General features: G+C 63.7%; 8 protein-coding genes and 2 pseudogenes. 5 read left to right on the top strand and 5 right to left on the bottom strand.

The genetic code is table 11. The annotated features are described in order from the left end of the window. From AC1Z3O_RS21780 to AC1Z3O_RS21770, 3 genes and pseudogenes are all read right to left on the bottom strand, one after another. Positions 1–1,321, bottom strand: a pseudogene (locus tag AC1Z3O_RS21780) (MFS transporter). Between the two features lie 122 nt (positions 1,322–1,443). After that, positions 1,444–2,622: a fumarylacetoacetate hydrolase family protein gene (locus AC1Z3O_RS21775; RefSeq protein WP_483517957.1), complete on the bottom strand. Its 1,179-nt coding sequence runs from the start codon at positions 2,620–2,622 to the stop codon at positions 1,444–1,446. A 96-nt stretch (positions 2,623–2,718) separates the two neighbouring features. Next, on the bottom strand, positions 2,719–4,020 hold the full coding sequence (locus AC1Z3O_RS21770; RefSeq protein ID WP_483517956.1) for an L-fuconate dehydratase: 1,302 nt from the start codon (positions 4,018–4,020) through the stop codon (positions 2,719–2,721). Between the two features lie 29 nt (positions 4,021–4,049). Between AC1Z3O_RS21770 and AC1Z3O_RS21765 the strand changes: the two genes are divergently transcribed. Continuing rightward, positions 4,050–5,102, top strand: a complete 1,053-nt coding sequence (locus tag AC1Z3O_RS21765; RefSeq protein WP_483517955.1) for a LysR family transcriptional regulator — start codon at positions 4,050–4,052, stop codon at positions 5,100–5,102. 145 nt (positions 5,103–5,247) lie between these two features. On the opposite strand, the gene AC1Z3O_RS21760 is transcribed toward AC1Z3O_RS21765, so the two are convergent. Then, positions 5,248–5,373: a hypothetical protein gene (locus tag AC1Z3O_RS21760; protein WP_483517954.1), complete on the bottom strand. Its 126-nt coding sequence runs from the start codon at positions 5,371–5,373 to the stop codon at positions 5,248–5,250. 422 nt (positions 5,374–5,795) lie between these two features. On the opposite strand from AC1Z3O_RS21760, the gene AC1Z3O_RS21755 reads away from it, so the two are divergent. The 4 genes and pseudogenes from AC1Z3O_RS21755 (at position 5,796) to AC1Z3O_RS21740 (ending at position 10,630) form a co-directional block, all read left to right on the top strand. Then, the gene (locus AC1Z3O_RS21755) at positions 5,796–7,157 is read left to right on the top strand and encodes a c-type cytochrome (protein WP_483517953.1); all 1,362 of its coding nucleotides are present in this window, start codon (positions 5,796–5,798) and stop codon (positions 7,155–7,157) included. A gap of 117 nt (positions 7,158–7,274) precedes the next feature. Continuing rightward, the gene (locus AC1Z3O_RS21750) at positions 7,275–8,447 is read left to right on the top strand and encodes a porin (protein WP_483521901.1); all 1,173 of its coding nucleotides are present in this window, start codon (positions 7,275–7,277) and stop codon (positions 8,445–8,447) included. Positions 8,448–8,469: 22 nt separating this feature from the next. Further along, positions 8,470–8,988, top strand: a complete 519-nt coding sequence (locus AC1Z3O_RS21745; protein ID WP_483517952.1) for a sugar dehydrogenase complex small subunit — start codon at positions 8,470–8,472, stop codon at positions 8,986–8,988. Positions 8,989–9,012: 24 nt separating this feature from the next. Continuing rightward, positions 9,013–10,630 (top strand): annotated as a pseudogene (locus AC1Z3O_RS21740) (GMC family oxidoreductase). Between the two features lie 78 nt (positions 10,631–10,708). Here AC1Z3O_RS21740 and AC1Z3O_RS21735 read toward each other — a convergent pair. Continuing rightward, positions 10,709–12,223: an MFS transporter gene (locus tag AC1Z3O_RS21735; RefSeq protein ID WP_483517951.1), complete on the bottom strand. Its 1,515-nt coding sequence runs from the start codon at positions 12,221–12,223 to the stop codon at positions 10,709–10,711. Between the last annotated feature and the right edge of the window lie 275 nt (positions 12,224–12,498).

Raw genomic sequence — 12,498 nt, 5'->3', positions numbered from 1 at the left:
TCAGCCACGGCTCTCCTGGCCTTGGCGCAGGGCCGTGGCGGCCACGGCGGCGGCGGTGAGCAAGCCGGCGATGATGTACAGACCGTTCTGGACCGACCCGGTGGTCTCTTCGATCATGCCCATGAGCGACGGTCCGAAGAATCCGCCGAACAGCCCGCACGTGGTGACGAATGCCAGACCGCCGGCCAGCGCCGAGCCCTTGAGGCGCGACGACGGGAACAGGAACAGCACGGACTGGACCACGAAGATCATAAGTGCGGTCAGCGAGAAGCCCGCCATTCCGAAGATCGGGTTGGCCGACGTCGCGATCACCAGACCGGCCGCCATGACGAGCAGTCCGACGACGAGCAGCCGGCGGCTTCGCGCGGCCGTGGTCGCGAGCCTCGGCAAGGTGGCGGCGCCCAGGGCGGCAGCGATCCACGGCACGGAATTGAGGGTGCCGATCTGGAACGGTGACAGCTTGCCATAGGTGCCGATCACGCTCGGCAGGAAGAAGATCATCGTGTAGATACTGATCTGGTGGCAGAAATAGACTGCGATGGCGAGCCAGGTCTGGCGATCGGCGAGCATCTGGCGCAGCAGATGCGTGCTGGCGCCCGCCGCTTCCTGCTCCCGCAGGTCGGCCGCCAGCCGACGTTCGATTTCCCGAGACTTCGCCGGCGCTCAGCCACGAGGCCGACGCCGGACCGTTCGGCAAATGTTTCCAGACCACGAACGCCAGCGCGACCGCGGGCAGTCCCTCGCAGATGAACATCCATTGCCAGCCGTGCATGCCCATCAGGCCGTGCATCTGCAGCAGCGCGCCGCCCAGCGGACCGCTGAGGATATTGGCGATACACACGCCGAGCAGGAAATAGCCGGTGGCGCGCACGCGTTGCTTGCGGTCGAACCAGTAGGTCAGGTACAGCATCACGCCGGGAAACAGCCCTGCTTCGGCCGCGCCCAGCAGCAGGCGCATCACGTAGAACGAGGTTTCGCCCTGGACGAACGCCATGCCGGCCGACAACAGCCCCCAGGTGATCATGATGCGGGTGATCCAGAACTTGGCGCCGCATTTGTGCATGATCAGGTTGCTCGGCACCTCGAACGCTGCGTAGGTCAGGAAGAACAAGCCAGCGCCGAGGCCGTAGGCTGCCGAGGAAATACCCAGGTCGACGGCGATGCTCGCCTTGGCGAGCGCGATGTTGGTCCGGTCCAGGAAGCTGATGACATAGACGATGATCAGCAACGGCATCAGTTTGCGGAACAGAAGCTTGTCCAGGGGACGCTCGCCCGCGTGCTCCGACGGCGCGGGCAGGGTCTGTTCAAGAATTTGGCTCATGTGTCTCCTTGCTCCTCTTTATTTTTGGATGTTGGGGCCCCTGCGATGGCGGCACCGCAAGATGCTGCCCGGCCCCCGGGGATGCGCGCCCTGCCTGGCGCAGGGCCGCCATGCTGCTTCGTTCAAACGCCCTTGTCCAGCAGGCCGCGGCCGGCCAGGTTGTTGATGAAGGCGCGCAGGCCGAACTGCCACGGCGCGGCCAGATGGCTGTGCGTGACCCGGTTGCGCAGTTCGCCCAGCCTGGCGCTGCGGATGCTCACCACGTCGTCGAGCTTGTGCGTGAAGCCCTCGCCGGGACGGTCGCGATCGGCGACCGGCGCGAACAGCGTGCCCAGGAACAGCATGAAGCCGTCGGGGTATTGATGCATGGCGACGGTCTGCTCGACCAGCGCCGTCGGATCGCGGCTGATGCGCGCCATGGAGTTGATGCCGCGCAGCACGAAGCCGTCCTCGCCGTAGACGCGCAGATGCACGGTTTCGCGCCGCACGTCGTCGAGGCCGAAGGTCGCGTCGAACAGGCGAATGAACGGACCGATGGCGCACGAGGCGTTATTGTCCTTGGCCTTGCTCAGCAACAGCGCGCTGCGGCCCTCGAAGTCGCGCAGGTTGACGTCGTTGCCGAGCGTAGCGCCGACGATCTCGCCGCGGCCATTGACCGCCAGCACCACCTCCGGCTCCGGATTGTTCCAGGCCGAGTCGCTGCGCACGCCAATGGCATTCCCGGTGCCGACCGCGGAGAGCACGGGCGCCTTGGTGAACACTTCGGCGTCCGGGCCGATCCCCACCTCCAGGTACTGGGACCACAGGCCCTGTTCCTGGAGCACGGTCTTGAGCGCCATGGCGGCGGCCGAGCCGGGCTGGACGGCCGCGAGATCCTCGCCGATGTGGCGTTGCACCTTGGCGCGCACCTCGGCCGCGCGGGTCAGGTCCCCGCCCGCCTGCTCCTCGATCACCCGTTCCACCATGCTGTCGGCGAACGTCACGCCCGCCGCCTTGATCACCTGCAGGTCGCACGGCGCGAGCAGGCTGGCGCGCGTCGGGTCGCGCGCATCGCCGCTGTTGGCGAGCAACGCCTCCAGGCTGCCGATGCGCGGCCCCTGCGCCGCCTGCACGGCGCGCGAGGGATGCGGCGTGTCGAGCAGCGTGCTCATGGTCGGGAACTGCGCCGACAGATCGTATACACCGTCCGCGCGGATCGCGACCACCGAGGGGCCGGGTCGGTCGCCCGGCGACCAGACGCGGCCGACGAGTGTGCCCGCATAGCCGTCATCCGGCAGGATGCGCGCGATGTCGAGCATCATGTCGGTTCGCTCGGGCGTCGAACCGTTCGCGCCATGGGAATGAATATCCTGGTTTTGCACTGTCGTTGGCTCCGTATGCGCCGATGAATTCGCGGACTATGCCCACGCGCTGCCGTTGGGATATTCGTAGGTGGCCAGCGTCTCGGGATGCATCTCGATGCTGTAGCCCGGGCGCTTGGGTGGCAGGTAGCGGCCGCGGCGGATGACCACGGGCTCGAGGAAATGCTCGTGCAGGTGATCGACGTACTCCAGCACGCGCCCGTCCAGCGATCCCGATACCGCGATGTAGTCGAACAGGCAGATGTTCTGCACGTATTCGCACAACCCCACCCCACCGCCGTGCGGACAAACGGGGACACCATACTTGGCCGCCATCAGCAGGACGATCAGCACTTCGTTCAAACCGCCGAGCCGCGCCGCGTCCAGTTGGCAGAAATCGAGCGCGCCCGCCTGGAACATTTGCTTGAACATCACGCGGTTGTGGCAGTGTTCGCCCGTGGCGACGCCGATCGGCGCGATCCGGCTGCGAATGGCGGCGTGGCCGAGAATGTCGTCCGGGCTCGTCGGCTCCTCGATCCACCAGGGATCGAACTCGGCCAGGCGGCGCATGTTCTCGATCGACTCGTCGACGCCCCAGACCTGGTTGGCGTCCATCATCAGGGTCCGCTCCCAGCCGATCTCCTCGCGCAGAATCGTCGCGCGGCGGATGTCTTCCTCCAGATTGCCGCCGACCTTCTGCTTGAAGTGGGTCCAGCCGGCCGCGACCGCTTCGCGCGCGAGACGGCGCAGCTTCTCTTCCGAGTAGCCGAGCCAGCCGGCGGCGGTGGTGTAGCCGGGGAAGCCGTGCTCCAGCATTTCGGCCTCGCGCAGCGCCTTGGTCGGGGCCTTGCGGCGCAGCAGCGTGACGGCTTCGGCCGGAGTCAGCGCATCGGTGACGTAGGTGAAGTCCAGGCAGCGCACCAGTTCCTCCGGCGTCATGTCCGCCAACAGCTTCCACACGGGCTTGCCTTCCGCCTTCGCCCACAGGTCCCACACGGCATTGACGAGCGCCGCCGTGGCCAGGTGGATCGCGCCTTTGTCCGGGCCGAGCCAACGCAACTGGCTGTCGCCGGTGGTGATGCGATGCCAGAAGGCGCCCATGTCGGCGGCGATCTCCTCGAGGGTCAGGCCAACCACCATCGGTGCCAGCGAATTGACGGCGGCAACGCACAGTTCGTTGCCCCGGCCGATGGTGAAGGTCAGCCCGTGCCCCTCCAGGCCGGTGGCCGAGTCGGTATGCAGTACCACGTAGGCCGCGGAGTAATCGGGCGCGCTGTTCATCGCGTCGGAACCGTCGAGCGAGCGGGAGGTCGGGAAGCGGATATCGCGTACGGTCAGATGGGTGATGCGGATGGTCATGTCGAAATCGTGGATCGGACGAGAAAGCGATGGGGCAATTCTACGAATCCGTTCGATATCCGTATAATTGTGATTCCGTATATATTGATCCCAAATTTGATATGAGTTCGAAGCCGGCGCGGCAGGCGATGCCGACGGGCGAATCCCCGGAGACGACCAGAACCCGTACCGCCCTGCGGATCTCTAGCCGGCAGATCGCGCTGCTCAACGCGCTCAACGAGTTTCGCAACATGCGGCGCGCGGCGGCCGCGATGCACACCACCCAGCCGGCCGCCAGCCTGCTGTTGCAGCAGTTGGAAGAGCGGCTGGGCGTGAAATTGTTCGAGCGGCTTGCTCGCGGCATGGAGCCGACACCGTACGGCGAAGTCCTGATTCGCTACGCGCAGAGCGTGCTGCACGATTTCGAGCATGCCGAGGCGGAAATCACCGAGTTAGCGAAGGGGGCAGCTGGCCTAGTCCGTGTCGGCAGCGTCATGGGACCCGTGCCGACGCTGCTTACGCGTGCGCTCACGGCGTTCAAGCAGGCGAATCGGCGCGTGCGGCTAAGCATCGAGGTGGGCACCAGCGATACCTTGCTGCCGGCCTTGCTGCGCGGGGATCTAGATGTGGTGCTCGGCCGCCTGCCCGATCAGTTTAACCAGCAGGACCTGGCAATCGAGCCGTTCGAGAAGGGCGAACAGATGCGCGTGATCGCGCGTCCGGGTCACCCCCTCGCCGGCCGCGCGAAGCTTCGCCTGGCCAATCTGGTCGACGCGACGTGGATTCTCCACCCCCTCGGCAGTCCAATGCGTCGGCGGGTCGAAGGCGCTCTGCAGGAAGCACGGCTGACGGCCGACCTGGATATCGTAGAGACGGCCTCGATCCTCGCCACGACCGCGATGATCGAGGCCTCGGATATGATTTCCGTCGTGCCGAACGATGTCGCGCAACATTACGCCAGATACGGACTGGTCACGATACTGCCAGTGGCATTACCGATCTCGATGGCCAATCTCGGGATCGTCACGCGCAAATCGCGCACGCCCTCGCCTGCAGTGCAGACCTTGCTCCGATATCTGAAGGAAGACGATCCTCACGATTGATGATGTCGGCCGGATAGTGCGCAGGCGCAAGGATGATCGTTTTAGGTAGATCAGCAATGGTCTTCCGTCGGTCGGACGCCATCCTGAACCCTTGGTTTATCGCACGCCAGTCGAAGCACCGATTGAATCGGTATAAGAACCTGTTTCAAGTGCGATAAGTGTCGCCGTCCGTCGGAGATTTGAAGGTGATGGCCAGCGCGTTGCGCGCCAGCGTGAGCGCACGTACGGTCATGCCGCCGAGCTGATGCAGGCCGGCAAAGACGTGCTCCACTCGGGCCCGGGTGCGATTGGTGGCGCGATTGCGGGCTTTGAGTCTGGCCCCCCGGCTCCTTGCCGGCCTGGGTGCGCCGGGCAATGCCATCCTTCAGATGGTAGCTCTTCGCGCAAGTCGCGGTTGGCCCCGCTGTCGTAGCCGCGATCGGCAAGGACACGACTGCGCGCGTTGCTCGGGTCCAGCACATCGGCCAGCGTGTGGCCAACATCAACATTGGCGGCGCTGATCTTGAGCTTGCGCACCAGCTTGTAGCGAGCGTCCACGTCAAGACGGGGTTGAAAAAATCCAGCAGGTTCCCTAGTCTGGGACGAACATAGAGATGCTGTCGCAGTTGCGTTACCGCCCGTCGAATCCAATATGCGGGAGTCCAGGTGCTTTTGCCGCTACCGACACTACGACACGCCCATCGGCTGGTTTTCATGGTGGTCGCTGTCGCTTGGCTTGGCGCAACTGCTGCCATCGCGGCTGGCGCCGCTGACGCCGATCTGGTCAAACGCGGCGAATACCTGGCTCGCGCCGGCGATTGCGTCGCCTGCCATACGGCGCCCGGCGGCCGACCGTTCGCAGGAGGCCTGTCACTGCCCACCCCGATCGGCGCGATCGTTTCGACCAATATCACGCCATCCAGGACGCACGGAATAGGCAACTACACGCTGGCGCAGTTCACCGATGCCCTGCGTAAAGGAGTACGGGCCGACGGGCAGCACCTTTATCCGGCAATGCCCTACACCTCGTATGCCTTGGTCACCGATGAGGATGCAGCCGCACTCTACGCGTACTTGATGAACGGCGTGCCGGCAGTGGATACTGCGCCGCCCGCTACCGATCTTCCCTTCCCTTTCAATATCCGCCTGTCGATGGCCGTCTGGAACGCTCTGTTTCTCGATGACAGCCGCTATCGACAGGATTCATCCAAGAGTGCCGAGTGGAATCGCGGCGCTTACCTGAGCCGTGGCCTGGCACACTGCAGCACGTGCCATACGCCGCGCAACGCCATGATGGCCGAGGACAAGTCGAAGGACCTGGCCGGCGGTGACGTGGGCACATGGGACGCCCCTAATATCACATCTGACCCGATCAGTGGCATCGGCGCCTGGAGCGAGCAGGAAATTGCACGCTATTTGCGCAGCGGGAGCGCCAAGGGCAAGGCACAGGCAGCAGGCCCGATGGCCGAAGCCATCGATCACAGCCTGCGACACCTGAGCGACACCGACCTGCACGCCATCGCCGTCTACTTGAAGAGCGTGTCACCCGTGCGCGATGCCGCAGACACGCGTGCCGCGTTCGACCGGGGCGCCAAAGCGGACGACCTGGGCAGCGTCCGTGGCGTGGCGCTGCCTGCGGATCTCAACCGGATGACGGGTCCACAACTCTACGACGCCCATTGCGCCACCTGCCACCAGGCGCATGGAGAGGGAAGCTTCGACGCCGGCTTGCCCCCGCTGTTTCACAATGCCGCGCTCGGCCGGGCCAAAGCCGACAATCTTGTGATGGTGATCCTCGAGGGCGTCCACAGGCAACTCGATCCGCCCGAACTGCGAATGCCGGGATTCGCCGCATCGCTTTCCGACCAGCAGATCGCCACCCTCGCTTCGTACCTGACGCAGCGCTACGGCAACCCGCGGGCTGCAGTGACAGCGGACCAGGTGAAGACACTCAGGGCCGGCGGTGAGGCATCGAACCTCGTGGTCCTTGCGCGTGTCGGCATCGGTGTCGGCGTGGTCGTGGTCGTCGGCGTGTTGCTGGCGCTGCTCCGCTTGGGACGGCGTCATAAGGCCTGACCGCCCCGTTCACGGATGCCATGCCGACGTGAACCGCAGTGGATTCCCGGTATCAGTGGCCGATCCGCAGTCCCACCGGGCCTGGCCTGACAGCCGGGGCAACCAGACCGAGAAATGATGAGACAAAATCGCCTGCTCAACGCTGTGTCTCTCCCGCTGCTGTGCGTCGTGGCTTCGGCTGCCTCCGCCCAGAGCGTGACCCTGTACGGCGTCGCGGACGATGCCCTGGTCTATGCGAGCAACCAGGGCGGAAGCCACAACTTCTACACCCGCAGTGGAAACAACGCGGCGTCGCGTTTCGGTTTCCGTGGCGAAGAACCGCTGGGCGGGACGCTCTCGGCGATCTTTGACCTGCAGCAGGGATACGACATCGACACCGGTAAGCAATCCAGTGCCGGGCTCATGTTCAACCGCCAGGCCTTCGTCGGCCTGCAGGATGCGCGCTTCGGCACCCTTACGCTGGGCCGGCAATACACCACCTATTATCAGTTTCTCGGGCCGCTGGGTCCGGTCACGATGCTGACGGGTGCGACCGGTGCCCACCCGGGAGATCTCGACGGCTTTGACACCACGGTTCGCTTCAATAATTCCGTCCAGTACGTCTCCCCGTCATTCTCGGGATTCAGCGTCGGCGCACAATATGCCTTCGGGGAAATTCCCGGGCGCATGCAGGCTGGCAGCTCGGTCAGCGCTGCGGCCAAGTATGAAAGCGGCCCGGTCGGCATCGGTGTTGGCTATATCCGTATGTACAACACCGGAAACGTCCCGGCGTTCGACCCCAATGCCAGCGGCAGCTTTGGCTCATCCTCCGTCACCACTGGTTTCGTGTCGGCCAGCTCGGTCCAGCATATTGCGGCAGCTGGCCTATACCGGATTGGCAAATTCCAGGTCGGACTGAATTATTCCAATATCCGCTTTGAGCCGGGCAGCAACTCGCTATTCAGCGGCCTGGCCGTGTTCAACACCTACGGGGCTATTGCCCGTTATGACATCGCCCCGCAGGTCGATATCGCCGCCGGCTACAGTTACACGTACGCGAGCAGATCGAACGGCATCAGCGATGCCGCGCGCTACCACCAGATCGCACTCAAGGAGCAGTACCACCTGTCCAAGCGCACAGCCCTGTATGCCCTGCAGGCCTACCAGCATGCCAGCGGCAAAACCCTCGGCGCGGCCGGAAGTTCTCAAATCGTCGACGCAACGGCAACCGTGGGGGACTCGCAGAACGGGTCGCCATCCTCGAACGGCAATCAGTTCGTCGGCATGCTCGGCATTCTGCACACCTTCTGAATTCGTCGATCCGGAGGTTGTGATGAACGACCAACAAGACATATTAGCCACCCATGGCGGGCCCGATCCGGCGCGTCGCGCGGTGCTGGCGGGCTTGCTGTCCGCCTATGCCGCCTCTCTGATCCCGTGGGCGCTGGCTCAGCCGGTAACGGACGGCGACCAGGGTGCATTCATCGCGCTATCGGCCATCATCGCGGGTCGCCAGACACTCGATAGCGCCCTGGCCAAGCGGCTCTACACCGCGCTCGTCGAGGAAGACGCTGGCTTTCCCGCAGCAAATCGGCAACTGCTGGCCCTGATCAACGAGCGCAAGATCGATCCAATGCAACTGCAGCAGATACTCGACGCCGAACAGTCGCCGCTGGCACCCTTGCCTCGCAAGATCGCGACCGCCTGGTTCCTCGGTATCGTCGGCAGTGGCGAAAAGGCGCGCGCGCTGGCCTATGAGGACGCATTGAACGCCGCCATCGTCGGGGATGTATTGAAGCCTCCGACCTATTGCTATGGCGTGTACGGAAGCTGGGCCAAGAAGCCCGCTTAGGCAAGCTTACCCTTGGAGTTGTCCATGTCCGACCCGTCCTCCGCCGATTTCGTCGTCATCGGCTCCGGCATCATCGGCTCGCTGGCTGCCCGCAAGCTCGCCTTGGCCGGGGCCTCTGTTCTGATCCTCGAGGCGGGGCCGCGTGTCACCCGGGCAGAAATCGTCGCGCGCTTTCGCAACTCGACCCGTCGCAGCGACTGGATGTCGCCTTATCCTCCGGCGCCCTGGGCGCCGCATCCGATCTACCAGCCCAAGGACAATGGCTATCTGATCCAGGCAGGGCCTTACCCATACCCGGCAGAGTATGTTCGTCAGTACGGCGGGACCAGTTGGCACTGGGCCGCGCATGCGTGGCGCAATGTCCCCAATGACTTCAGGATCCACAGCTTGTACGGGGTGGGCGTCGACTGGCCGCTCACCTATGAGGAACTCGAACCGTTCTATCAGGAAGCCGAGGAGTTGATGGGGGTGTCCGGCGCGCCCAACACCGGATCACCGCGCAGCAAGCCCTTCCCCATGGATCCGGTCGCCGAGCCTTGGGCGATGCGCCGCATCCGCGAGCGCCTAGCGCCCGCCTACGAGGTCGTCAGCAACACAACTGCGCGCAACAGCCGCACCTACGATGGCCGGCCGCCCTGCTGCGGCAACAATAGCTGCCAGCCGATCTGTCCGATCGACGCGCAATACAATGGCGGCGTGGCGGCGCGTTCGGCGGAGGCGGCCGGCGTCAAGATTCTGACGGATGCCAATGTCTACAAACTGGAGCATGACGACAAGGGTCGCATCGCGGCGGCGCTCTATTATGACCCTGACAAGAAGTCCCATCGCGTCACCGGAAAGACCTTCATCGTGGCTGCGAACGGCATCGAAAGCCCACGCCTGCTCCTGCTGTCGGCCAGCGACAAGTTCCCCAAGGGGCTGGCCAACAGCAGCGATATGGTCGGTCGGAATCTGATGGACCACCCGAGCACATCGCTCACCCTTGATGCGGACGAGGACCTGTGGCTTGGGCGGGGCCCCCAGAGCCCCAGTCTCGATCAACACCATGCGCGACGGCGCATTCCGCTCTGACCATGCGTCTTACCGGCTTGACTTCACCAATATTTCCCGGGTGGACGGCGCCACCAAGTCGTTGATCAGCAGGGGAGTCTACGGCGTAGAGTTCGAAAAGCAATTGCGGTACAGCGCGGCACGCGAGATGAGCGTGAAAACGGTACTGGAAGTGCTGCCACACCCGGAAAACCGGATCACCCTGAGCGACCAGAAGGATGCCATGGGCATCCCCAAGCCCCAGGCGCATTATGCAATCGACGACTATACGCGCAGGGGGCACCAGCGCGGCAAACAGGACTTCCAGCGCATCGCCGAGCTGATGGGCGGCACGAATCTGCGCTTCAGTCCCGATGACAAATTCGACAACAACCAGCACATCTGCGGCACGCTGAGCATGGGCAGCGACCCCGCCACATCGGTCTGCGACAAGTGGTCGCGCGCTCACGACCATGAGAACCTCTTCCTCGCCAGCACCGGCGTCTTGCCCACCGCCGGCACTTGCAACTCCACTGAGAACGGCCTTGCCGTCGCGCTGCATGCCATCGTACATCTGCTTGCCGAGCAGGGAAGTCCGAAGCCGGCTACATAGCCCTCCTTTCCCCTTTCCTGGAGCTCGCCGAAACGCCGTGGGGATGCTACGCGCCACCGGCCTGCGATGGGATTCGCTCTACTTCAAGGCACGCTGCAAGACGGCGATCATGGCGATGACAACACAGGCGAATGCCAGCAATACGAACAGGTTTCCGGTACCGATGAGGTTCGCCTGCTGATCGATCAGGCGCGACAGGCGAGCCAGTTCTGCTGGCTCTATCCCTTCCGGGAATTCAAACGGGGTCACTTTGGCTATCAACTGCGTTCGCGCCATGACTTCGTCATATTGCAACCAAAGGCTCGCGAGTCCGGTGCCAGCCGCCGAGGCGATCTGGCGTACGATGTTCTTGAACTGGTAGCCGTGGGCAAAGTCGTCCACACTGAACTCCGCCCAGGTCAACCCGGCGACGAGCATCAGAACGAATGGCAGAGTCAGGCTTTGCAGCACCAGCACCGGCAGAATGACATCGAGCGATGCCCCCGGCATCATTCGTTGTGAAAGCAGCCACGCCGCAAGCGCGAAGATCAGATAGCCCAGCGCAATATAGCGCCTCGTACCGGGTAAGGCAGTACCCCAGAACGTGAATGCTGCGGCCGCCGTGAAACCGAGTACGGAGGTGGTGCTCAAGACAGTGCCCGTGGTCTGAAAGGTAAATCCCAATCCGCTTTGCAGCATTGTGGAGATCACATAGGTCCACAAGCCATTCAGGAAGTAATAGATCGCGTAGAAGAAGAGTCCGACCAGGAAGCGGCGGCCCAGCAACAGCGCTGGATTGAGCCAAGGATCGGGATGCCGCTGCAAATGGAGCAAGCCTAAGACAAAGAACGCCAAGCCAACGATTGGGGTCAAGGCTACCCCCGGCGAGCTCGCCAGCTCGTAAAAGCGCAGGTCCCCCAGCCCATGCAACAGAGTGAGCGCACCCGCGCCGAACAGAATCACGGTGATCCAGTCCATCGCATGGTACTGGACATCCCAAGGCGACAGTGTCGCGGTCAGCCGCGGTGGATAGGTGGCCAGAACGAAGATCAACGTCACCAGGGCGATCCCCGCCTGAAGCACGAAGACCATCTGCCAGTCCGCGCTCTCAACCAGTTGTGCGGTGATCCAGGGTGCCGCTGCCGGCAGGCCCATGCTACCGATATTGAAGCCGATGAAGAGGGGGCGGCGTTCCTCGCGGGCTGCGCTGAGCTGGATGATGATGCGCGACGCGGCAAACAGCCCGCCAGCACCGAATCCCTGCACCGCTCGAGCCACGGCCAATTCGAGCGGATTGCGGCTCAGGGCGCAGAGTGTGGCGCCGGCTGCGGCAATCACCAGGCCGGCGATCGTGAAGCCACGATAGCTGATGTCGTACGCCAGGCGCCGCTGCATGAGATTGGCAACCACCGCTGCAGCCGCATACGATGTCATCGCCCAAAGAAAGTCTTCCGGCGAAGCATGCACGCCGCCACGAATGTGGGTGCCCGCCACGCCCATCATCGCCGACGCCCAGAAATCGACGCCGGTCGCACAACCGAGGGCCAGCCCGATCAAGTAGACCCGCAGCGGGGAAAGCTCCGGGTGCTGGCTCAGCAAGGGCTTACGTTGCATGGGAGGCGACTACCATTCAAGCCGTCAAGCGAAAGTTCCCCTGCGTTAATCCTGGTCCCGATTTTCCGATTGATCTTCAGCGCCAGCTGGGTACAAGCCACGCCCGACAACAAATAGGCGCTGACTGAAACCAGGCCGAACTTCGCTGACAGTCCCAAAGCGCAGATAGCGGATCGCACGGAGGAATGGCATCATCGGATTCCTGCGGTTGCGGAAACCTAAGCCTTTAGCATAGAACCGCCCTCTCGCTTTTTTAAGGTGGAGACGTTAGATTT

The organism is Cupriavidus sp. 09_S30 (genome assembly GCF_056930435.1).
Note: the sequence above shows the minus strand (reverse complement) of the source record. Positions and strands in the feature narration are given on the sequence as shown.

Coding starts and splice junctions, on each gene's coding strand:
- AC1Z3O_RS21775 (WP_483517957.1), bottom strand. CDS start 2,622: ATGATGCTCGACATCGCGCGCATCCTGCCGGATGACGGCTATGCGGGC.
- AC1Z3O_RS21770 (WP_483517956.1), bottom strand. CDS start 4,020: ATGACCATCCGCATCACCCATCTGACCGTACGCGATATCCGCTTCCCG.
- AC1Z3O_RS21765 (WP_483517955.1), top strand. CDS start 4,050: ATGGGGCAATTCTACGAATCCGTTCGATATCCGTATAATTGTGATTCC.
- AC1Z3O_RS21755 (WP_483517953.1), top strand. CDS start 5,796: ATGGTGGTCGCTGTCGCTTGGCTTGGCGCAACTGCTGCCATCGCGGCT.
- AC1Z3O_RS21750 (WP_483521901.1), top strand. CDS start 7,275: ATGAGACAAAATCGCCTGCTCAACGCTGTGTCTCTCCCGCTGCTGTGC.
- AC1Z3O_RS21745 (WP_483517952.1), top strand. CDS start 8,470: ATGAACGACCAACAAGACATATTAGCCACCCATGGCGGGCCCGATCCG.
- AC1Z3O_RS21735 (WP_483517951.1), bottom strand. CDS start 12,223: ATGCAACGTAAGCCCTTGCTGAGCCAGCACCCGGAGCTTTCCCCGCTG.